19 protein-coding genes, 1 other RNA gene, 1 pseudogene and 1 riboswitch are annotated in these 21,425 nt (G+C 70.9%); of the genes and pseudogenes, 9 read left to right on the top strand and 12 right to left on the bottom strand.

The features are described 5' to 3' along the window. Positions 1-12: 12 nt before the first annotated feature. The 9 genes and pseudogenes from ACQY9S_RS09205 to ACQY9S_RS09245 form a co-directional block, all read right to left on the bottom strand. Positions 13-603 (bottom strand): histidine phosphatase family protein, encoded by a 591-nt coding sequence (locus tag ACQY9S_RS09205; RefSeq protein WP_428425046.1) that lies wholly within the window; start codon positions 601-603, stop codon positions 13-15. Beyond that, on the bottom strand, positions 600-1,421 hold the full coding sequence (gene cobS / locus ACQY9S_RS09210; protein ID WP_428425048.1) for an adenosylcobinamide-GDP ribazoletransferase: 822 nt from the start codon (positions 1,419-1,421) through the stop codon (positions 600-602). Before cobS ends, ACQY9S_RS09205 begins: the two co-directional genes overlap by 4 nt. A gap of 40 nt (positions 1,422-1,461) precedes the next feature. After that, positions 1,462-2,568: a nicotinate-nucleotide--dimethylbenzimidazole phosphoribosyltransferase gene (gene cobT / locus ACQY9S_RS09215; protein ID WP_428425050.1), complete on the bottom strand. Its 1,107-nt coding sequence runs from the start codon at positions 2,566-2,568 to the stop codon at positions 1,462-1,464. 1 nt (position 2,569) lies between these two features. Beyond that, positions 2,570-4,102: a cobyric acid synthase gene (locus ACQY9S_RS09220; protein ID WP_428425052.1), complete on the bottom strand. Its 1,533-nt coding sequence runs from the start codon at positions 4,100-4,102 to the stop codon at positions 2,570-2,572. Position 4,103: 1 nt separating this feature from the next. Continuing rightward, positions 4,104-4,829, bottom strand: a pseudogene (locus ACQY9S_RS09225) (ABC transporter ATP-binding protein); the annotation flags it as partial. Positions 4,830-4,948: 119 nt separating this feature from the next. Next, complete coding sequence (locus ACQY9S_RS09230; protein WP_428425054.1) at positions 4,949-5,959, bottom strand: FecCD family ABC transporter permease; 1,011 nt, start codon at positions 5,957-5,959, stop codon at positions 4,949-4,951. Beyond that, complete coding sequence (locus ACQY9S_RS09235) at positions 5,959-6,855, bottom strand: ABC transporter substrate-binding protein (RefSeq protein WP_428425055.1); 897 nt, start codon at positions 6,853-6,855, stop codon at positions 5,959-5,961. Before ACQY9S_RS09235 ends, ACQY9S_RS09230 begins: the two co-directional genes overlap by 1 nt. A gap of 14 nt (positions 6,856-6,869) precedes the next feature. Then, a complete protein-coding gene (locus ACQY9S_RS09240) occupies positions 6,870-7,463 on the bottom strand; it encodes a bifunctional adenosylcobinamide kinase/adenosylcobinamide-phosphate guanylyltransferase (RefSeq protein WP_428425057.1) in 594 nt (197 codons plus the stop codon). Positions 7,464-7,476: 13 nt separating this feature from the next. After that, a complete protein-coding gene (locus ACQY9S_RS09245) occupies positions 7,477-9,402 on the bottom strand; it encodes a TonB-dependent receptor (protein WP_428425059.1) in 1,926 nt (641 codons plus the stop codon). A 147-nt stretch (positions 9,403-9,549) separates the two neighbouring features. Next, a riboswitch (cobalamin riboswitch) is annotated at positions 9,550-9,794 on the bottom strand. A gap of 48 nt (positions 9,795-9,842) precedes the next feature. On the opposite strand from ACQY9S_RS09245, the gene ACQY9S_RS09250 reads away from it, so the two are divergent. The 5 genes from ACQY9S_RS09250 to ACQY9S_RS09270 all read left to right on the top strand — a co-directional run bounded on the left by ACQY9S_RS09250 (position 9,843) and on the right by ACQY9S_RS09270 (position 11,908). After that, positions 9,843-10,091 carry a DUF904 domain-containing protein gene (locus ACQY9S_RS09250; protein ID WP_428425061.1) on the top strand — a complete coding sequence of 83 codons (249 nt, stop codon included), beginning with the start codon at positions 9,843-9,845 and terminating at the stop codon, positions 10,089-10,091. After that, a complete protein-coding gene (locus tag ACQY9S_RS09255) occupies positions 10,088-10,396 on the top strand; it encodes a cell division protein ZapA (RefSeq protein ID WP_428425063.1) in 309 nt (102 codons plus the stop codon). Before ACQY9S_RS09250 ends, ACQY9S_RS09255 begins: the two co-directional genes overlap by 4 nt. 35 nt (positions 10,397-10,431) lie before the next feature. Then, positions 10,432-10,616: non-coding RNA, 6S RNA (gene ssrS, locus ACQY9S_RS09260), on the top strand. 18 nt (positions 10,617-10,634) lie between these two features. Continuing rightward, positions 10,635-11,099 carry an EVE domain-containing protein gene (locus tag ACQY9S_RS09265; RefSeq protein WP_428425065.1) on the top strand — a complete coding sequence of 155 codons (465 nt, stop codon included), beginning with the start codon at positions 10,635-10,637 and terminating at the stop codon, positions 11,097-11,099. Beyond that, positions 11,099-11,908: a sulfite exporter TauE/SafE family protein gene (locus ACQY9S_RS09270; RefSeq protein WP_428425067.1), complete on the top strand. Its 810-nt coding sequence runs from the start codon at positions 11,099-11,101 to the stop codon at positions 11,906-11,908. The genes ACQY9S_RS09265 and ACQY9S_RS09270 overlap by 1 nt, the downstream gene beginning before the upstream one ends. A 14-nt stretch (positions 11,909-11,922) precedes the next feature. On the opposite strand, the gene ACQY9S_RS09275 is transcribed toward ACQY9S_RS09270, so the two are convergent. Together ACQY9S_RS09275 and ACQY9S_RS09280 are read right to left on the bottom strand one after the other, a co-directional pair. Further along, positions 11,923-12,894: a GGDEF domain-containing protein gene (locus ACQY9S_RS09275; RefSeq protein WP_428425069.1), complete on the bottom strand. Its 972-nt coding sequence runs from the start codon at positions 12,892-12,894 to the stop codon at positions 11,923-11,925. Between the two features lie 96 nt (positions 12,895-12,990). Continuing rightward, complete coding sequence (locus ACQY9S_RS09280; RefSeq protein WP_428425071.1) at positions 12,991-14,271, bottom strand: type IV pili methyl-accepting chemotaxis transducer N-terminal domain-containing protein; 1,281 nt, start codon at positions 14,269-14,271, stop codon at positions 12,991-12,993. Positions 14,272-14,603: 332 nt separating this feature from the next. On the opposite strand from ACQY9S_RS09280, the gene ACQY9S_RS09285 reads away from it, so the two are divergent. Beyond that, entirely contained in the window at positions 14,604-15,875 is a 1,272-nt protein-coding gene (locus ACQY9S_RS09285; protein ID WP_428425073.1) for an MFS transporter, read from the top strand. 55 nt (positions 15,876-15,930) lie between these two features. On the opposite strand, the gene ACQY9S_RS09290 is transcribed toward ACQY9S_RS09285, so the two are convergent. Further along, positions 15,931-17,640: a protein kinase domain-containing protein gene (locus ACQY9S_RS09290; RefSeq protein WP_428425075.1), complete on the bottom strand. Its 1,710-nt coding sequence runs from the start codon at positions 17,638-17,640 to the stop codon at positions 15,931-15,933. A 140-nt stretch (positions 17,641-17,780) separates the two neighbouring features. Between ACQY9S_RS09290 and nirB the strand changes: the two genes are divergently transcribed. Genes nirB through nirD form a run of 3 tightly spaced genes read left to right on the top strand, consistent with a single transcriptional unit; the run spans position 17,781 to position 21,420 of the window. Next, entirely contained in the window at positions 17,781-20,243 is a 2,463-nt protein-coding gene (gene nirB / locus ACQY9S_RS09295; RefSeq protein WP_428425077.1) for a nitrite reductase large subunit NirB, read from the top strand. Continuing rightward, on the top strand, positions 20,240-21,034 hold the full coding sequence (locus ACQY9S_RS09300; protein WP_428425079.1) for a type IV pili methyl-accepting chemotaxis transducer N-terminal domain-containing protein: 795 nt from the start codon (positions 20,240-20,242) through the stop codon (positions 21,032-21,034). The genes nirB and ACQY9S_RS09300 overlap by 4 nt, the downstream gene beginning before the upstream one ends. A gap of 5 nt (positions 21,035-21,039) precedes the next feature. Then, positions 21,040-21,420: a nitrite reductase small subunit NirD gene (nirD, locus tag ACQY9S_RS09305; protein WP_428425081.1), complete on the top strand. Its 381-nt coding sequence runs from the start codon at positions 21,040-21,042 to the stop codon at positions 21,418-21,420. Positions 21,421-21,425: the final 5 nt, after the last annotated feature.

A 21,425-nucleotide genomic window follows, 5' to 3' on the forward strand; every position in this document is an offset into this window, starting at 1 on the left:
CTCGTGCAGATGTCAGGCGGCCACGCGGTCGTCGGTGGATGAGAGGTCCGCGAACCGCACGCACCGTCCGTAGCCCGGCGCCCTCGGCCACTCGCCCGCCGTCGGCGCTTTCGGCTCGCCGCGCATCAGCCACGCGGCTGCCGACAACCACCCGCCATGCGTGACCAGCAGCGCCGCCGACGGCTGCCGGTGCACCGCGGCCACACGCGCCAGCAGCGCTTGCACGCGCTCGCCGCCACCCGGCGCCTGACCGGCCAGGTCACGCGCCCAGGCATCGACTTCGAGCTGCTCGATCGCGCACCAGAGCCGCCCTTCCCAGGCGCCGAAGTCCAACTCGGCCAACCGCGCATCGACGACATGCCGGAAGCCGAAACGCCGCAGCCAACGTCCCACGTCGCGGCAGCGCGCCAGCGGCGAGGTGGCCACCACGCGCGGCAATGCCTTGCGGCGTGCGACGGCGCGGATGTGGTGCGCCAGCCGCTTGGCCTTGCGGCGATCGACCGGCAGGTCGGTGCGCGCGCCGATGCAGCGGCCCGCGGCGCCCTTTGGCGTCGGGTGGCGCCAGGCGCAGAACAGCCCCGCCGGGTGCGCCGCCGTGCTCATCGCCCGAGCAGCGCCAGCACGGCCAGGTAGACGGCCAGCTCGCTGAGCTGCTGCGCGGCGCCCAGCGTGTCGCCGGTCACGCCGCCCAGGCGCCGGTGGAACCAGCGTGCGCAGACCAGGCCGGTGACCCCTGCCGCCGCCAGCGCCGCGGCCCAGGCCTGCGGCGACGGCAGCGCGAAGTTGTCGCTGCCGTGGCGCGCCCACGCGAAGGCGATGATCAGCCCCAGCGGCCACGCACACGCGACCACCCAGCTGCCCACCGACACCTGCCGCGCCAGCGGCTTGGCCTTGGCGTGTGCCGGGTCGCCGGCATAGGGCAGCCAGCGGTTCAGGCTCACCGCCACCGCACGCGACAGCGAGTGCGCCACGCACAGCGCCGCCGCCGCCCAGCCCAGCGGCAGCGCACTCAGCGCCAGCGCCTTCAGGCCGAGCATCGCGACGATGCCGATGGCGCCGTAGGCGCCGATGCGCGAGTCCTTCATGATCTCCAGCGCGCGCGCTCTCTCGGCGCTGCCGCCCAGGCCGTCGCAGGTGTCGGCGAAGCCGTCTTCGTGGAAGGCACCGGTCAGCAGGATCGTCGCCGCCATCGACAGGCCCACGGCCACCGGCATCGGCCACAGCATCGCCGCCGCCCCGAGCACCAGCGCCGCCACCCCACCGACGAAGGCGCCGACCAGCGGGAAGTAGCGCGCACTCTGGTTCAGCCACGCCGGGTCCCAGCCCAGCCAGGCGGCGAGCCGGCCGGCGACGGGCACGCGGGTGAAGAACTGCAGCGCGAGCAGCAGCAGGCGCAGTTCGTGGGCGGGGCGGATCTTCATGCGATCGCGGCGGCATCAGGACGGCCTGCCCCGCCCACGCTCAAGCCTCGCGCCCGCTGACGCCCGCGCTGTCGAACGAGGCCATGTCGTTGAGCAAGGCCACGGCGCTCGCGATCAGCGGCCACGCCAGCGCGGCGCCCGAGCCTTCGCCGAGCCGCAGGTCCAGCGCCAGCAGCGGCCGCGCACCCAGGTGGGCGAGCGCGCGCGCATGGCCGGCCTCGTCGGAGCGGTGCGCGAACACGCAGGCGTCCAGCACCGCCGGCTGCAATGCATGCGCCACCAGCAGCGCCGCCGTGACGATGAAGCCGTCGACGACGATCAGCCGGCGCTCGTGCGCGGCCTGCAACATTGCGCCAGCCAGCGCGGCGATCTCGAAGCCGCCGAAGGCGGTCAGTGCCTCCAGCGGTACCGTCGCACCGGCATGGCGCTGCGCCACCTGCTCCAGCACCGCGAGCTTGCGCGCCAGGCCAGCATCGTCGAGCCCGGTGCCGCGGCCCACGCAGGCGGCCAGCGGCGCACCGGTGAGCCGCGCGGTCAGCAACGCCGCGGCCGAGGTGTTGCCGATGCCCATTTCGCCGAACAGCAGCGCGTTGCCGGGCACGGTACGCACGACCTCGCGACCGAGCTCCAGCGCCTGCACGCACTGCGCCGCGCTCATCGCCGGACCTTCGCAGGCATCGGCCGTGCCAGGCCCCACCGGCCGCGCGATGAGCGCGGGCGTTGCCTGATCCGGCCGCGTGATGAGCCCGGGCGTTTGCTGCGCCGGCGGCCCGACCACCTCGGTCCGCGCCGGGCGCGCGCCGCGCACGCCGGCATCGACGACCGTCAGCATCAGGCCGTGCAGGCGCGCGAGCACGCTGATCGCGGCGCCGCCGGCAAGGAAGTTCTCGACCATCTGCGCCGTCACTTCGCTCGGGTAGGCCGACACGCCGTGCGCCGCCAGTCCGTGGTCGGCGGCGAACACCAGCGCTTGCGGCGCCTCCAGCCGCGGGTCGACGCGCCGCTGCAGCAGGCCGATCTGCCGCATCAGCGCTTCCAGCTGGCCCAGCGCGCCGAGCGGCTTGGTCAGGTGGTCGATGCGCCGCTGCAGCCGCGCGGCGAGTTCGGCATCGGCCAGCGGTGCGATCGCAGGCGGGGTCCATTCCATGTCAGTCCTTCTTCCCGGTATCGGGTGGCGCATCGGCCAGCAGTTGCATCAGCGCGCCCGGTTCGAAATGCCGGTCGATGAAATCGGCGAGACCGTCGAACACGGCTTCGAGGCTGCGCACGCGTGCACCGAACAGCGCGCGCAGCACCTCGGTCGACTCGAACAGGCCGTGGGCATAGAGACCCAGCACGCTGCCCCGCTGCCAGCCGATCGGCTCGCCCTCGGCATTGCGCAGCGCCACCGCGGCCGGCGGCAGCGCCGGGTGCTGCACGCTGCGGCCGTGGCGGATCTCGTAGCCGGCGAAGCGCACGCCCGACAACATGGACCACTCGTGGGCGACGGTGTCGAAGCGTGCGTCGGTGTGACGCAGCAGCTTGTCGGGCTCGAAGGCGGTGACCAAGGGCAGCAGGCCGAGGCCGGGGGCGTTGCCTTCGCCGTTCTCGCCTTCCACGCCATGCGGGTCGACCAGCGCCTCGCCGAGCATCTGCAGGCCGCCGCACAGGCCGAGCACCGGCCGGCTCGCGGCAGCATGACGCGACAGCACGGCGTCCATGCCCTGCTCCCGCAGCCAGGCCAGATCGCCGCTGGTGTGCTTGGAGCCGGGCAGCACGATCCAGTCGCTACCCGACAGCTCGGCCGCGCTGCGTGCCCAGCGCAGCTGCACACCGCGCAGCCGGCGCAGCGGCTGGAACTCGTCGAGATTGCTGAGGCGCGGGTAGGCGACGACGGCGATGCGCAAGCTCGCCGCTGCATCGCCGTCGCTGCGCTGCCACGCGCCTTCGTCGTGCAGGCCGTCCTCTTCGGGCAGCCCGTGGCCGCGCCACATCGGCAGCACCGCGAGCGTCGGCACGCCGGTCATCGCCATCAGCTGCGCCGGCCCCGGCTCGAGCAGCCGCACGTCGCCGCGAAAGCGGTTCAGCACGAAGCCGCGCAGCAGTGCGCGCTCGGCCGGCTGCAGCAGCTGGTGCGTGCCATAGAGGTGGGCGAAGGCGCCGCCGCGGTCGATGTCGCTGACCAGCAGGCAGGCAGCGTTCGCCGCCTGCGCGGTGCGCATGTTGACGTAGTCGCTGGCGTGCAGGTTGATCTCGGCCGGCGAGCCGGCGCCTTCGATCACCACCACGTCGTTCTCCGCCATCAATGACTGCAGCGCGTCCTGCGCCAAAGGCCACAAGCGTTCGCTGCGTTCGCGCCAGGGCACGGCCGCCAGGTCGGGGCTCACCTCGCCCAGCACGACGACCTGGCTGGCGGTGTCGTTCTCGGGCTTGAGCAGCACCGGATTCATGCGCACGTCGGGCAGTGCCTTCGCGGCCAGGGCCTGGAAATACTGCGCACTGCCGATCTCGCCCAGGCGGCCACCCGGACCCGGCACGACGCGCGCGTTGTTGCTCATGTTCTGCGCCTTGAAGGGCGCGACCTTCAGGCCCTGGCGTGCATACCAGCGGCACAGCGCGGTCGCGAGCCAGCTCTTGCCGGCGCCGCTGGTGGTACCGAGCACCATGACAGCCCGAGCGGTCGGTCGTGTGGGTTCGGTCATCTCAGGGCTCCGCGTCGACCGGCAAGTGGGGCACGGTGATGTAGCGCAGGCTGCCGCCCGGCCCCGGCAGCGGCTCGATGCGCAGCGCGCCGTCGAACACATCGACCAGCGCGGCATGCAGCGCCGGATCGTCGTGCGCGCCCTCGGCCCGCAGCCGGCCGGCCTGCAGCACCACCAGGCGGTCGGCCTGCAGCGCCAGCGGCAGGTCGTGCAGCACGCTCACCACGGTGTGGCTGCGCGCCAGGCGCCGGAACAGCTGCACCAGCGCCACCTGGTGCGGCGGGTCGAGGTGGGTGGTCGGCTCGTCGAGCAGCAACACGGGCGCGCGCACGGCCAGCGCCCGCGCCAGCAGCGCCCGCTGGCGCTCGCCACCCGACAGCTCGTGCAGGCGACTGTGCTGCCGGGCACTGCATTCGGTGGCGGCCATGGCCTCGTCGACGATCGCCTCGTCGGCCGGGCCCGGCAGCGCGAACAGGCCGAGCTGCGGCAGGCGGCCGAGCTGCACCGTCTCGCGCACCGTGAGGTCGCCGCTGGTGTCGCCCTGCTGCGCCAGCCAGGCGATGCGCCGCGCGCGCTCGCGCGCCGGCCACTCCTTGATGCGCCGACCCTGCAGCCACACGCTGCCGCTGGTGGGCGTCAACAGCCCGGCCAGCGTGCGCAGCAGCGTGGACTTGCCGGCGCCGTTGGGGCCGACGATGGCGGTCCAGCCCGGGGCCAGGCGCAGCGACAGGTCGTGCAGCACCGGGTGAGATCCCAGCGCGACGTTCAGGCCATCGGTGCGCAGGACCATGCCCAGCTCGTGGCCTCCGTGCGCGACCTCGCCCGCCGCGTACGCGACGCCTATGTTCATGCAACACCCCGGCGGTGCAGCAGCCACAGCAGGTAGCCACCGCCGAGCACCGCGGTCAGCACGCCGACCGGCAGCTCCTGTGGCGCGATCAGGCTGCGCGCCAGCACGTCGGCCGCGAGCAGCAGGCTGCCGCCGGCGGCGGCGCTGGCGACCAGTATGAAGCTCTGCGTCGCCGGCACGAAACGCCGCACCAGGTGCGGCGACACCAGGCCGACGAAGGCCACCAGCCCGGCCTGCGACACCGCGAGCCCGGTCGCCAGCGCCAGCACCGTCACCAGCACCATGCGCAGCGTCGGCAGCGCGAGGCCCAGGCTCACGGCACTGTCGGTGCCGAGCGTCAGCGCGTCCAGCACACGCGCCAGCCGCCACGCCAACGGCAGCGTCAGCGCCAGGCCGACGGCCAGCAGGCCGACGCTGGCCCAGCCGAGGAAGCCGGTGCTGCCGAGCATGAAGGCCTGCTTGCCGCGCAGGGCGTCGGGCGCCACCATCGTGGCCAGGTCGCCGAACGCACCGAGCACCACGCCCACCACCACGCCGGCCAGCAGCAGCCGCACCGTGTGTTGCGCGCCGCGCGACAGCAGCAGGGTCAGCAGCACCCCGCCCAGCGCGCCGGCGAACGCGGCCAGCACGAGGCCGGCGCGCGCCAGCAGGTTGGCCGCCGCGAGGCTGACGCCGTGGCCGGCGAGCGCGCTGCCGGCCAGCACCAGCACCACGCACAGCGAGGCGCCGGAGGCCGAGCCGAGCAGGTACGGGTCGGCCAGCGGATTGCGGAACAGGCCTTGCGCCACCGCGCCGGCCAGGCCGAGCAGCGCGCCGACCAGCCAGGCACCGAGCGTGCGCGGCGCGCGGATCTCGCCGACGATCAGCCCGGCATCCGGGCCCCACAGCGACGCGACGGACCAGCCCTCGCTGCCGGCCATCAGGCCGGCGACGAACAGCAGCGCGCTCAGCAGCGCCAGCCCGAGCGCGAGGCGGCGGCGACGCGAGACGAGTTCGGCGTGGCTCATCAGCGTCCCGCGCCCGGCTTCGCGCTCGCGGCCGACGCCGGCAACGCGGCCAGACAGTCGGCCAGCAGCAGTGCAGCCTCACCCATGCGCGGGCCGGGACGCACCAGCACGTCGTAGGGCGCGCTCGCGAAGCCGCAGGTCTGGTGCCGTTGCAGCGCCTGCAGCGAGGCCCAGCCCGGACGCCCCGGCATCTCGGCCAGATTGCGCTGCAGCGCCATCACGATGTCGGGCTGCGCGCGCAGCACGTACTCCGGATTGAGGCGCGGAAACGGCCCCAGCGCCGGCGGCACGATGTTGCCGAGCCCGAGCCGCAGCAGCGTCTCGCCGATGAAGGAGCCGCTGCCCGCGGCGTACGGCGTGGCATCCACCTCGAAGTACACCCTGCGCCCGCGCAGCGCCACCGGCACCCGCGTCGCCGCGTCGGCCAGCTGCCGCTCGATGCGAGACCACACCGGAGCGTCCGCGTCCGGCGTGCCGAGCAGCCGCGCCAGGGTCTGCAGCGTGCGCTGCACGCCGGCATGGTCGCGCGCCTCCAGCACTGCCAGCCGCACGCCCAGGGACTCGAGCCGTTCGATCACCCGGTCGGACGGCGTGAGCAGCACGATGTCGGGCTTGAGCGCGACGATGGTTTCGAGCTGCGCGTCCTCCAGACCGCCCAGCTTGGGCAGCGCCGCCACGCCCGCGGGCCAGTTGGAGAACCGGTCGGTGCCGACCAGCCGCGCGCAACCGCCGAGCGCGCACACGCTCTCGGTCAGCGAGGGCAGCAAGGTGACGATGCGCTGCGGCGGCACGGCCAGCGTCAGCGTGACGCCACGGTCGTCGCGCAGCACGATCTGCGCAACGGCAGCGGCGTGCAGCCCGAGCGCGAACAGCAGCACGAGACCGCCGCTCCGCATCGTCGCGATCCTCATCATCGCGCCGCCCGCTTCACCGGCACTTCGATGCCGGCGACCATCAGCGTGACCCATGCGCACTGCGCCGCCACCGCCTGGTGCAGGCGGCCGAGGTCGTCGACGAAGCGGCGCGCCTCGGCCCCGAGCGGCGACAGGCCGAGGCCGATCTCGTTGGACACCAGCACCACCGGGCCGCGCGCCGACTGCAGCGCTTCGCACAGGCCGCTGACCTGGCGTTCGAGTTCGGCATCGGCGACGGCAGCACCGTGCAGCGGCATGCGCAGGTTGGTGAGCCACAGACTCAGGCAGTCGACCAGCACCATCCGACCCGGCTCGCTGTGGCGCTGCACGGCGGCGGCCAGCTCTTGCGGCACCTCGTCGGTCGCGAGGCCCGGCACGCGCGCGGCGCGGTCGTGCCGGTGGCGCGCGATGCGCGAGCGCATCTCCTCGTCACCGGCCAGCGCGGTGGCCAGCAGCACGGCCGAGCGGCCGGGCAGCGCCAGCCAGCCGGCCGCGCGCGACTCGGCGCAGCGCGACTTGCCGCTGCGCTGGCCGCCGAGGATCAGCTCGCTGGTCCCGCTGTCGGCCGGATGGCTGCTGCCTTCGCGCATCCCTCCCCTCCCTTCAGAAGCTGACCCTGACCGAGGCCACGACGGCGCGCCCTGCCTCGGGGTAGATCGAGGTCGTCTCGCCGCCGGCCGTGCAACCGAAGGCCTGGGTGTAGTACTTGCGGTCGGTCAAGTTGACCACGCCGAGCGCGAATTCCGCCTGCGTCCAGCGGTAGGCATAGCGCAGGTCCGCGGTGGTGCGGCCGGGGATGCTACAGACGTTGGCGAAGTCGGGGCTCTGTGACGACACGTAGCCGATGATCGCATCGAGCTTGTGGGCCGGCGCGGGAGCCCAGTCGGCACGCAGCGACAGCGTGCGCTTCGCGGTCAGCGGCACGTCCTTGCCGTCGTACGGCCCCTCGGTGAAGCGCGCCTGGCGCAGCACGCCGTTGACGCGCAGGTTCAGCGCCCCGGTCAGCGCCTGGGCCAGTTCGAGCTCGAGGCCCTGGCGGCGCGTCGGGTCGAAGTTGACGTTGGCGCCGAAGGGTCCGAACGGCCCGACGCCGTTGGGGTCGAAACCGATCTCGTTCTTCAGCGAGCTGCGGTAGGCGCGCAGCTCGGCGCTGCTGCCGGCAGCGCGCCAGCGCACGCCGAGCTCGGTGTCGTGCGAGGTCTGCGGCTGCAGCGGCACGGCCGGGTTGGTGAAGCTGAACTCGTCGACGTTGGCGAGGCGGAAGCTGCGGCCGACGCGGCCGTAGACCGAGGCGTTCTCCGACAGCGGCTGCAGCACACCGAGCTCCCAGGCGCGCTGGCGGTCGCCGATGCGGTCGGCCGAGGTGCTGAGATCCTTCTCGATGCGCTCGGTGCGCACGCCGGCGCTGAACCGCGTGCCGCCGCCCAGCGTGAGGTCGTCCTTCACATAGAAGCCCGTCGAGGACTGTTCGCCCACCGTGCCGAAGGCGCCCAGCACGGTGCGTTCCCACTCGCCGCGGTCGACGCCGAACACAACGGCGTTGACGACCGACGCGAACTGCGTGCGGTGGCGCACCCGCAGCGAATAGCTCTTTGCGTCGACGTCGTAGTCATAGCTCGAGCCGAAGGAGCTGCTGCGCAGCTCCTTGTCGCGCCAGCCGGCATCGAGGCCGAGCTGCCAGTCGCCGCCGAGGTCGGCCTCGGCGAACACGCCGGTGCGCGTGTTGCGGATGGTCGCATGGTCGTTCGGCGTGTTCGTCTGGCTCGGGTCGGCGGCGTACTGGGCCGCGGTCAGCGCGCCCGGCAGGCCGGTGTCGAGGTCGTCGTGGGCATGCCGCACGCCGACGCGCAGCCAGTCGTTGCGCCACTGGCCGGTGAGCGACGCGCCTTCGACCTCGGAGCGGAAGTTGTCGCGGTGGTTGTCCGTCGTGCGGCGGTTGGCCGCCGCGTCGAGCGAGAAACCGCCGGCCTCGAGCGTGGCGTCGGCGCGCAGGTCGCGCAGCCGGTCGCTGCCGGCGGCGGCGTACACGCTGGCCTGGTTGCTGCGGCTGGAGCCGTGGCCGGCCTTGGTCGTGATGACGATGACCCCGCCGGTGGCGCCCTCGCCGTACAGCACCGTGCCGCTGCCGCGTAGCACCTCGATGCGCTCGACAGCGTTGATCGGGATGCCGGCCAGCCGCGTGCCGCCGAGGTCGGCCTCGTTGATGCGGATGCCGTCGAGGATCACGACCTGGTTGTTGTCGGAGGTGACGCCGAAGCCGCGCAGGTCGAGCGCATAGTCGCCGCCGCCGTAGAGGTCGAGCCGACCGGGGACGCCGAGCAGCTTCATCACGGCCTCGTTCACCGTGGACACCCCGGACTCGGCGATGTCCTTGGCGGTCAGCACGCTGACGCCGAACGGCAGCGTGGCGGAGTCCTCGGCGAAGCGGCTGGCCGTGACCAGCACCGGCGGCAGCTTGCCGGCCTCCACGGCGGGCGAGGACTGCGCACGGACGATGCCGCAGGCGAAGCCCAGCAGGGACAGCATCATCAGCGGGGCATGCGGCAGCGACCTGGTGCGACCAGGGGCGCGGGGCGAAGAGGCCCCGAAGGAAGTGGCGATCATGGAATGACGGACGGATGAAAGTCGTGTGCGCCAGCTTCCCCGCGGGCGCCCACCATATGGCGCACCGCTCACGCAGCGCGCCGCCCGTTGGCCGGTATCCGGGCTGGCGGAACGACCCTTGCGACCTTCCCAGAGACGAAGCCCCAGTGGCATGTGCGCAAGAACGGAAGCGTGAACACTGGGTTCTGGCTTCGTCCGCTGACCGTTGCGGGGGCAGCGCAGGCTGAAAGTGCGCCCGGTGGGCGACCCTCCTCTGCTTCCCGTTTAACTGCACCGGCGTGAACGCCGGCACGAGCACCAACAGGTCGCAGTGTAAGCGCGGGCAGGGACGCCCCCTACAATCGTCGCGAGCAGTGAGGAGAGGCATGGCGACGATCGAAGAACTGGCCGAGCGCGTGGAGCGGCTGCTGCTGCGGCACCAGGAACTGCAGCGCACGCATGCGCTGACACTGGAGCAACTCGCCGGGGTCAATGCCGAGCGCGATTCGCTGCGCTCGCGCCTGGCCGCCGCGCGTCAGCGCGTCGAAGCGCTGCTCGACCGCCTGCCTGCGAACGAAGCCGTCCCGGAACGTGAGCCCGCGGCTGGCAGCGATACGGAGAAGACCGCGAAATGAAGCAGCTCGAAGTCACCATCATGGGCCAGAGCTACATCCTCGGCTGCCCCGACGGCGGCGAACGCGCACTGCTCGAAGCGGTGGGCAATGTCGACCAGGAGATGTGCGCGATCCGCGATGCCGGCAAGGTGCGGGCACGCGAACGCATCGCAGTGCTGGCAGCCCTGAACCTCGCCTACGAACTGGCCGAGCGGCCGCTCGCGCCGGCCCCCGCCAGCGCGGGCAGCAGCTTGCAAGAGGTCGATGTCGGAGCACTGATCGCGCGCATCGACGAAACCCTCGGACGCGACGGCCAATTGCTCTGATTCGCCGAACCGTCAGGGACTGCGGCGTACACTGGATTCGTCCGTCGCGTTCGCGGGAGTTTTATATTTCCTTGAACCGATGCTCTTACGAGCCAGGGCTTGGAACATTGCGAAGCGGGCGTGATCGTCTCGCGTCAGATGAACCCGAAGCTCCGTTGACCTTGCCCACCTGAACTCCCTGGGTTCAGGAATGCGACTCTCGGCTCGCGGCGGACACCTTTCACCCTTTTCTGTCGCCATGGCGTACTGGCTGATGAAGTCCGAGCCGAACGAGTGCTCGATCGACGATCTGGCGCAGGCTCCGCGCCAGACCTTGCCGTGGACCGGCGTGCGCAACTACCAGGCGCGCAACTTCATGCGCGATCGCTTCGCGCCCGGCGACGGCGTGCTGTTCTATCACTCCTCCTGCCCTCAGCCGGGCATCGCCGGAGTGGCCGAGGTGGCCTCGCCTGCGTTGACCGACGCGACGCAGTTCGACCCCACCAGCCCCTATTACGACCCGGCCTCGAAACCGGACGCACCGCGCTGGCTCGGCGTCGACGTGAAGCTGGTGCGCAAGACGCAGTTGCTGCCACTGGCCGAGATGCGTGCGGCGCCCGCGCTGGCCACGATGAAGGTGCTGCAGCGGGGCAATCGCCTGTCGATCACGCCGGTCTCGGCGGCCGAGTGGAGCGCGGTGCTGGCGCTGCTGGCGCCGGCCTGATGCTCGCCTGGCACCTGGTTCTCGAACTGCTGCTGCTCGGCAGCTGTACCGGTTTCCTCGCGGGGCTGCTCGGCGTCGGCGGCGGCATGCTGCTGGTGCCCTTCATCACGCTGCTGCTCACGTCCAAGGGCTTTCCGTCAGCGCTGGTCGTCAAGATTGCGGTGGCCACGTCGCTGGCGACGATCTGCTTCACGTCGATCTCGTCGGTACGCGCCCACCAGGCGCGCGGCGCCGTGCGCTGGGACATCGTGCGCATGCTCGCCCCGGGCATCGTGGTGGGCTCGCTGCTGGGCGCACAGGTCGCGAAGGCCCTGCCCGCCGCGCTGCTGGCCGGGCTGTTCGCGGCCTTCGTCAGTTTCTCGGCGACGCAGATGCTGCGTGGGCGCAAGCCCCGGCCCTCGCGGCAGCTGCCGGGCGCGCCGGGCATGCTCGGTGTCGGCAGCGCGATCGGCACGGTGTCGTCGCTGGTGGGCGCCGGGGGCGCATTCATGTCAGTGCCGTTCATGAGTTCATGCAACGTGCCGATCCACACCGCGGTGGCCACCTCGGCCGCGATCGGCGTGCCGATCGCACTGGCTGGCACGCTGGGTTACGTCATTGCCGGCTGGAGCCTGCAAGACCTGCCGCCCGGCACGTTCGGCTTCATCTACCTGCCGGCGCTGCTGGTGGTGTCGACCACCAGCGTGCTGACGGCACCGCTGGGCGCGCGCGCTGCACATGCGCTTGACGTACGGCAACTGCGACGTGTCTTCGCGCTGATGCTCTACGCGATTGCCGGCTACATGTTCTGGCGCGCGGTCCAGGCCTGATACCAAGTCACCTATCAGACCGAGCCGGTCCCGCCGAAGGCGATGCTCGCAAGGGCCACATGGTTGCCGCCACGCTGCCGCGCCTGCGCGAGCGCGGTGTCCGCAGCCTGCAGCAACCCCGCCTGGGTCTGCGCGGTGTGAGGAAAGCTGGCGAGCCCCATCGAGACCGTGAAGCGCAGCGCAGCGCCGCCCTTGGGGACGAGCTGCGTCGCGCACTGGCGGCGCAGGCCTTCCATGCGGGCATGCGCGGTGGCCAGACCCATGCCCGACAGCAACAGCGCGAAGCGTTCGCCTTCGAGCCGGCATGGCGCGTCCATCGCGCGGGTGTTGCTGCGCAGGAGCCGGCCCAGCGCCTCGAAGACGCGTTCGCGGCCGGCCTCGTCGTGCGGCGGACTGCCGGCAGGCGGCGCATCGACGTGGATATAGACCACCGCGAACTCGCGGTGCTCGCGCAGCGAGAGATCGATCTCGCGGCGCAATTGATCGTCGAACTGTTCACGCCGGCCGATGACGCGCACCGGCTCCTCGCTGGCGTCGCGGTTCTCGACGTCGCTGCGCAGGGTTTCGTTGGCGCGCTGCTGCTCTTCGAGCTGGTTGAGCGCCAGCTGCAGTTGGGTCGCGAGGCGCGTGTGCTCGCTGCGCTCGATCCACACGCCCAGCAGCGCACCGCCTTCGAGCGGCACGCGCGCGCTGACGAACTCGCGGCGTTCACCGCCGACGTCGAGACTGTGCTCGCTGAGGGTGGCACCGGGGCGCGCCAGTGCAGCCTGGTCGGCAGCCCGCAGCGCACCGGCGGTCGGGGCCGTCATCAACTCGGCATCGGTGTGACCGCAGGCCTCCCGCGTCAGGCCGAGCGCCGCCATGGCAGCCACGTTGAGCTGCGTGTAGCGCCCGGAAGCGGCCTTGGTGTAAACCGGCAGACCGAGCCTTTCGAGCGCGTCGGTCAGTGCCGATACGGTGACGGGATGCTCGAATGAATCGCTCATGGTGCTCGAATTGATGATAGCCCCGCACCACCGCCACGCCCCCCCAGCTTGAGGGTGTTCGCCCCCCTAGGCACCCCATGCAGCGGCGGCCCCGGCTCAACCGATCAGCGTCTGCATGCTGCGTTCGATCTGGTCCGTCAGCTGCTCGAAACGTTCGAGCAGCGCTTCGCTGGCCTCGGCCAGTTGGCGCCGGCCGACCGGCGTGCCGGCCGCATCGGCGCCGGCACGCATCCGCGGCCAATCGTTGGCGGCGGCGGCCAGCGTCGCGCGGATGTCGGGCGTCGACAAGGGTGCGGCCTGCAGCGCAGCCAGCGCCTGCTCGGCCTCCTGCGCGGTCCGCACGGCGGCTTCGCGCGCCAGCGCGGCGGTCGGTCCGGGCAGCAGCGTGGCCAGCAGCGCTTCCTTCGCGAGCCGCTGGCTGAGCATGCGCTGGCGGCCGGCGAGGTTGATCACGTGCAGGCGCGGCATGCCGCTCGCCTGTTCGAGCGCGCAGGTGAGCGTCTCCGCGGCGCGCAGCAGCGCCTCGGCCTGGGCGTCGAGCTTCAGCAGGCGCGCACCCTGCGGCGGCTCCGCGAGCATCGCGGCCAGCGGCTTCCAGGCCGCCAGCACGCCATCGAGCAGGTCGCCGAAGGTCGGTTTCGACAGCAGACGGCCCAGCTGCTCGAGGTTGGACTGCAAGCGCTCGGCCGACTGCGACTGCAAGGCCCGCGCGGCGCCGGCATCGGCCTCGCCGCTGCCCACCTGCAGCGCGTAGAGTTTGACGAGCCGCTGCGACAGCATGCGCAACTGGCCGGAGCGATTGACGCCAGCGGCATCCTGCGCCGCATCGATCAGTTGCTGGGCCGCCTGGCCGACGCGCAGCTGCTGCTGCATCGCGCTTTGGCGCAACAGCCGGAAGGCCTCGTCCTCCGGTACCTGGCGCGCCAGCATCAGGATGCCCTTGGCACGATCGACCAGCTTGCGCTCCTCGTAGCGGTGGCCGAGGTCTTCGAGCGCATCGCGCAGCCCCTGGTCATGGTGGAAACGCGCCTGGGCCAACTGCAGCAAGGGCCGCAGGCGCGTGGGGGCGTAGCCCTGCACCACCCAGGCATGCACGCCGCATCTCAGCGCTCGCTCCATGGCTTCGACGCCGGCATCGCCGCTGAACACGAGCACCGGCATGGCCTGCGTCGTGCGCAAGGTGTCCAGCGCCCGAAACAGCGATTCGCCCGGATGAGAGACCCAGCAGACCAGCACGTCCGGTCCCTGCCGCAGTGCCTCCTGCACCAGCTTGTCGCACGCGCAGGCACCAAGCACGTGAATGCCGGCCGCCGCGAGGTCGGCTTCCAGCGCCGGCGCGCTGCGATCGGGATCGAGAACAACGAGGGCGGAGATCACGCGGCGCAGAGAGTTTTCAGAGGAGAGGACGCGCTTTGCGACCTGCAGGGACGAGAGTATGGAGCAGCCCGCGTGCCGTCCGTCGACCCGACCTGGCACGATTGCTGCTCTGCACAACGCGGGCGCAGCGACGCGCCCGGATCGGTGGCCCGCAAGCCCGGTCCTGTGCACAGCGACGTGCCCAGCCATGCGCCTTCATTGCTCGCCTTTCGAGGTCGAGCGATTGTTCTCCCAGGAGAAACACCATGAGCTCGCTGTCGCCGTGTGCCGCCTTTGCGGCATGCACCCCCCACCCGATCTGCCGACGCGCCTGAGCGCCGCCGAGTCCCGCCATGGCCGACTTCAAAACCTTCATGCGTTCGGGCCACTGGCCCACGCTGCTCGCCTCCTTTCTCTACTTCGATTTCTGCTTCGCCATCTGGGTCCTCAACGGCGCGATGGCGCCGTTCATCAGCGAGAGCTTCCAGCTCACCGCGGCCCAGAAGGGCTTCATGGTGTCGGTGCCGATCCTGGCCGGCGCGCTGATGCGCTTTCCGCTGGGCGTGCTGTCGCAGTACATCGGCCGCAAGAACGCGGCCATGGTGGAGATGGGGCTCATCGTCGCCGCGCTCGCCTTTGGCTATGGCTACGTCGACAGCTATGACGGCGTGCTGGCAATGGGTGTGCTGCTGGGCATCGCGGGCGCGAGCTTCGGGGTCGCGCTGTCGCTGGGCTCGGGCTGGTTCCCGCCGCAGCACAAGGGGCTGGCGATGGGCATCGCCGGTGCCGGCAACTCGGGCACGGTGCTCGCAGTGCTGTTTGCGCCGCCGCTGGCCACCGCCTACGGTTGGTCGACGGTGTATGGCCTGGCCGCCTGCACGATGTTGCTGCCTTTGGCGGTGATGTGGCTGGCTGCGAAAGAGCCGCCAGACCGCGAGCACCAGACCCTGCGGGAACACGTCGCCTGCCTGTTCGAGAAGGACGGCTGGGCCTTCAGCCTGATCTACGTGATCACATTCGGCGGCTTCATCGGCCTGGCGAGCTTCCTGCCGACCTACTTCTACGACCAGTTCCACGTCACCAAGATCGAGGCCGGCCAGCTGACGATGCTCGCCACGCTGATGGGCTCGGCCGTGCGCGTGCTCGGCGGCTACATCTCCGACCGCGTCGGCGGCATCAACACGCTCAGCGGCGTGCTGATCCTGGTGATCGCCACGCTGCTGCTGTGCGGCTTCGCCGGCAGTTCGGTGGCGGTCACGACCCTGCTCTTCATGCTGTGCTTCGCGGCGCTGGGGGCCGGCAATGGCGCGCTGTTCCAGCTGGTGCCGCTGCGCTGGCCGCTGACCACTGCGGTCGCCGGCTCGATGATCGGCGAGATCGGCGCGCTGGGCGGCGGCTTCATTCCCAATGCGATGGGGCAGTCCAAGCAACTGGCCGGCACCTACCTGTGGGGCTTCGTCGCCTTCGCGGTGCTGGCATTGCTGATGCTCGTGATGCTGCGCCGGGTGCAGATCCGCTGGACGCGCACCTGGGCGGAAAAGGGAGGACGCGCCCGCGTGTCCTCCCCGTCGTCGGGGGCCGACTTCGCACCGGCGAAGTTGAGCCCGCGCAGCGGACGGCCGTAGACCGGAAGGCGGCACCGTGAACTCACACAGCAGTCCTCTCGCCGAGCCCCTCGCCTCACCTTGGCAGGAACAGCAGCCAGATCACCAGCAGCACGTTGAACAGCAGCGAGATCGCGCAGGCGATCTTCCACAGCGCGCTCGGGTCGCGTGTCACCAACGGCGTCGCGGGCGGCGCGCCGAGCGGACGGGAGGCACCGCGCTCCAGCGCGAGCACGAACTCCTCGGCCGTCTCGAAGCGCTGCTGGCGGCCGCGTGCCACGGCCTTCAGCACGACGTGGTCCAGCCAGATCGGCAGTTCGGGGCGCAGGCGCGACGGCGCGACCGGGTCGCGACGGTAGCGCGCGATCTGGAACGGCTCGATCTCGCCATAGGGCAGCCGGCCGGTGAGCCAGCGGTAGAGCGTGACGCCGAGCGCGTACAGATCGCTCGCCGCATCGGCGCCGCCGTGGCCTTCTTCCCACTGCTCGGGGTTCATGTAGCTGGGCGTTCCCGCATGCAGGCTGCGCACCGAGGCCGGCTCGCGGCCGGACACGGCGACGCCGAGGTCGAGCAGACGCCACTGGCCATCGTCGCCGAAGTGCAGGTTGGCCGGCTTGACGTCGCGGTGCACCACGCGCTGGCGGTGCAGGCGGCCGAGCGCGCGCGCCGCGGCGAGCGTGCCCTGCACCACCTCGTCGACCGTGAAGCGCTGGCCGGCGGCAAGCAACTGTTCGAGCGTGCTGCCACCGTGCCAGTCGAACACCGCATAGAAGGCGCTGGGGTCGCGCGGCTCGCGCACGCGCACGAAACCCTGGCCGTCACGCTCGGTCACGGTGCGTCCCAGCCACGCTTCGTGCGCGAGCATCGCGCGCTCCTCGGGGTCGCCGGCGCGCGACTCGTGCAGCATCTTGATCGCCACCAGCGCGCGGGTCGCGCTGTCGCGTGCCTGCACCAGCCGGTGCACACCGGTGTTGGCCACCAGCGCGGTGACGACGTAGCCATCGAGCGTGTCGCCCACCTTCAGGCGCGGCGGCATCGGCAGCTGGCGGCCTTGCAGCAGAGCGTCGTCCAGGCTGCCGGCGTCGAGGCCGCGCACGCGGATGACCAGCGCGGTGGCGTTGTCGTGGCCGCCGGCCGCGAGCGCGGCCTCGACCAGGCGCTCGCTCGCTTCCTGGGCCGTCGCACTGCCGGCGAGCACCTCGCGCATCGCGGCACGCTTGAGCACCTGGTGCACGCCGTCGCTGCTCAGCAGCAGCGTGTCGCCGACCTGCAGCTCGCCCTGGTGGAAGTCGATGCGCAGGCTGTCGTCGAGACCGATCGCGCGCGTGAGCTGGCTGCGCAGATCGGGGTGGTCGAAGGCATGGTCATGGGTGAGCTGGGTGCACTCGCCGCCGCGCAGCAGCCAGGCCCGCGTGTCGCCGACGTGCGCCACGGTCCAGGTGTGGCCGCGCAGCGCCAGCGCGGTCAGCGTGCTCAGCCCGGACGCATCGCCGCTGCGACGGCGGTTGTGGTCGACCAGCCAGGCGTTGTGGGCCCCGATCAGGCGGTCGAGCGCGACGGTGGTCTCCCAGGTCGCCGGCACCGCATGGAAGTCGTTGACCAGCGACATCACCGCGGTCTGCGCTGCAACGCGGCCATGCCCGCCAGCCGACACACCGTCGGCGATCGCGGCGATCAGGCCACGACCGGCCTCGTGGGCTGCAGGCCGCAGCGCCGCCGCGAAGTCCTCGTTCTGGGGGCGCGGCCCCTTGTGGCTGGCGTGGCCGATGTCGACGTCGAAGCTCATGGAGGGCAGGGTTCCGGATTCCCGCCGCGCTGCGGTCCGCTGCGGCCGGGGCGCGCCGATTCTGCCGCCGAACGCCGCGTGCGCCACGCCGCTGGCACCCCGATTGCTAAACCTCAGCTGTGCTCGAAGGAGATCCGCGCATGAAGAAGATGAAACTCGTGATGGTGGGCAACGGCATGGCCGGCGTCCGCACCCTGGAAGAGCTGCTGAAGATCGCGCCCGATCTCTACGACATCACCGTGTTCGGCGCCGAGCCGCACCCGAACTACAACCGCATCCTGCTGAGCCCGGTGCTGGCGGGCGAGCAGACGGTCGACGAGATCATTCTCAATCCGCTCGACTGGTACGCCGAGCACGGCATCACGCTGCACCTTGGCAAGAAGGTCACCGAGATCGACCGCGTGAAGCGCGTCGTGCGTGCCTCCGACGGCACCGAGGCCGAGTACGACCGCCTGCTGGTCGCGACCGGGTCCAACCCCTTCATCCTGCCGGTGCCGGGCAAGGACCTGCAGGGCGTGATCGCCTACCGCGACATCGCCGACACCAACACGATGATCGAGACGGCCACCAAGTACCGGCACGCCGTCGTGATCGGCGGCGGCCTGCTGGGCCTGGAGGCCGCCAACGGCCTGATGCTGCGCGGCATGCAGGTCACCGTGGTGCACATCATGCCGTGGCTGATGGAGCGCCAGCTCGACGACGTGGCGGGCAAGCTGCTGCAGAAGTCGCTGGAGGACCGTGGCCTGAAATTCCTGATCGGCGCGCAGACCGAGCAACTGATCAGCGACAAGGACGGCCGGGTGATGGCGGTCCGCTTCAAGGACGGCAAGGAGATCCCCGCCGACCTCGTGGTCATGGCCGCCGGCATCCGCCCGAACACCGAACTGGCCCTGAAGAGCGGCCTCCACTGCTTCAATGACGGCAGGGGCGGCATCGTCGTCACCGACACCATGCAGACGGTGACCGACCCGCGCATCTACTCGGTCGGTGAATGCGCCGCGCACCGCGGCATCGCCTACGGCCTGGTGGCGCCGCTGTTCGAGCAGGGCAAGGTGTGCGCGACGCACCTGGCGCAGTTCGGCATCGGCCGCTACACCGGCAGCCTGACCAGCACCAAGCTCAAGGTCACCGGCATCGACCTGTTCTCGGCCGGCGAGTTCATGGGCGGCACCGACACCGAGGAGATCGTGATGAGCGACCCCTTCGGCGGCGTCTACAAGAAGCTCGTCATCAAGGACGACAAGCTGGTCGGCGCCTGCCTGTACGGCGACACCGTCGACGGCTCCTGGTACTTCAAGCTGCTGCGCGAGGGCCGCAGCGTCGCCGACATCCGCGACAAGCTGATGTTCGGCGAGTCCAACATCGGCGACACCGGCCACGAGGGCCACAGCAAGGCCGCCGCGATGGCCGACAGCGACGAGGTCTGCGGTTGCAACGGCGTCAACAAGGGCACGATCTGCAAGGCCATCAAGGAGAAGGGCCTGTTCACGCTGGACGAGGTGCGCAAGCACACCAAAGCCAGCGCGAGCTGCGGTTCCTGCACCGGCCTGGTCGAGCAGTTGCTGATGTTCACCGCCGGCGGTGACTATTCGGCCGCCCCTACCAAGAAGGCGATGTGCGGCTGCACCGACTACAGCCACGCCGAAGTGCGCGAGACCATCCGCACCGTGCCGTCCGACGGCAGCAAGCTGCTGACGGTCGACGGCGTCTACCGCGCCTTGAACTGGCGCACCCCGAACGGCTGCTCGAGCTGCCGCCCGGCCGTCAACTACTACCTGATCAGCACCTGGCCGAAGGAGGCCAAGGACGATCCGCAGTCGCGCTTCATCAACGAGCGCAGCCACGCCAACATCCAGAAGGACGGCACCTACTCGGTGATCCCGCGCATGTGGGGCGGCGAGACCACGGCCTCCGAGCTGCGCCGCCTCGCGGATGCCGTGGACAAGTACAAGATCCCGACCGTCAAGGTCACCGGCGGCCAGCGCATCGACCTGCTGGGCGTGAAGAAGGAAGACCTGCCCGCGGTGTGGAAGGACATCGGCATGCCCAGCGGCCATGCCTACGCGAAGGCGCTGCGCACGGTGAAGACCTGCGTGGGCAGCGAGTGGTGCCGCTTCGGCACCCAGGACAGCACGCAGATGGGCAAGGACCTGGAGCGTGCGATGTGGCGCATGTACGCGCCGCACAAGGTGAAGTTCGCGGTGTCGGGCTGCCCCCGCAACTGCGCCGAGGCCGGCATCAAGGACGTCGGCATCATCGGCGTCGACTCCGGCTGGGAGATGTACGTGGCCGGCAACGGCGGCATCAAAACCGAGGTGGCGCACTTCTTCGTCAAGCTCAAGACGCCCGAGGAGGTGCTGGAGTACACCGGCGCCTTCTGCCAGCTCTACCGCGAGGAAGGCTGGTACCTCGAGCGCACGGTGCACTACGTGAGCCGCGTGGGGCTCGACCACGTGAAGAAGAAGATCCTCGACGACGCCGAGGGCCGCAAGGCGCTGTGGGAGCGGCTGCAGTTCGCGCTCGACGGCGAACCCGACCCGTGGTTCGAGTTCGAGAAGGCCGAGGTCGACACGCGCCAGTTCAGCCCCGTCGCCGCAGCATGAAGCGACGCCACTTCACCGCGATCGCGGCGCTGGGCAGCGCCGCGGCGCTGCTGCCCGCCGCATCGCAGGCGCAGGTCACCGATCTCAACGACGCCATCAACAAGGCGGGCCGCCAGCGCATGCTCAGCCAGCGCATGGCCAAGAGCTACCTTGCCGAAGGCGAAGGCGTGGCGCCCGAACTGGCCCAGCGCACGCTGGCCGGCTCGATGGCGCTGTTCGATCGGCAACTGGTCGAACTCAAGGTGTTCGCCCCGCTGCCCGAGATCAAGTCGACCTACGGCAAGCTCGAGGGTGTGTGGAGCGACTACAAGGCCGCGCTGGTCGGAAGCAAGCCCGCCAAGGCGCAGGCCGAGACCGTGCTCGAGCTGGCGGGCAAGGTGCTCGCGCTCGCCCACCAGGGCACGGTTCAGCTCGAGAAGGTATCGGGCAAACCCGTCGGTCACCTCGTCAACGTCTCGGGCCGCCAGCGCATGCTGAGCCAACGCATGGCCGCGTTCTACCTCAGCACCAGCTGGGGCGTTCAGGCGGCAACCTCGACCACCGAGATGAAAAAGGCACGCGACGAGTTCGTCGCCGCGCATGATGTGCTGAAGAAGGCGCCCGAAGCCACGCCGGCGATCAAGGCCGAACTCGAGCTCGCCGAGATTCAGTTCAGCTTCTTCGACGACGCCTTGCGCACGCTGCGCCCGGGCGCCCCCGACACGGGCCAGATGACGAACGTCTTCACCACCAGCGAACGCATCCTGCAGGTGATGGACGGCGTGACCGGCATGTACTCCAAACTGAGCTGAACGCCATGAGCAACTGGAAAGAAATCTGCAAAGTCGAAGACATCCCGGTGCTGGGCGCACGCCGCGTGCTGCGGCCCAACGCCATCGCCGTGGCGGTGTTCCGCAATGCCGAGGACAAGGTCTTCGCGCTGCTCGACCGCTGCCCGCACAAGGGCGGCCCGTTGAGCCAGGGCATCGTGTTCGGCGAGAACGTCGCCTGCCCGCTGCACAACTGGACGATCGGTCTCGCCGACGGCTGCGCGAAGGCGCCCGACGAGGGCTGCACGACCCCCTTCACCTGCAAGGTCGAAGGTGGGCAGGTGTTCCTCGATGCCGCCGAACTGGCGAGCAAGGCGCTCGACGCCGTCGCGCCGGTGGCGGGGCCGTGCGCCAAGGCCGCGGCCTGAAGACG

This window comes from Methylibium sp. (assembly GCF_965279545.1).
Taxonomy (GTDB): Bacteria; Pseudomonadota; Gammaproteobacteria; order Burkholderiales; family Burkholderiaceae_C; genus Methylibium.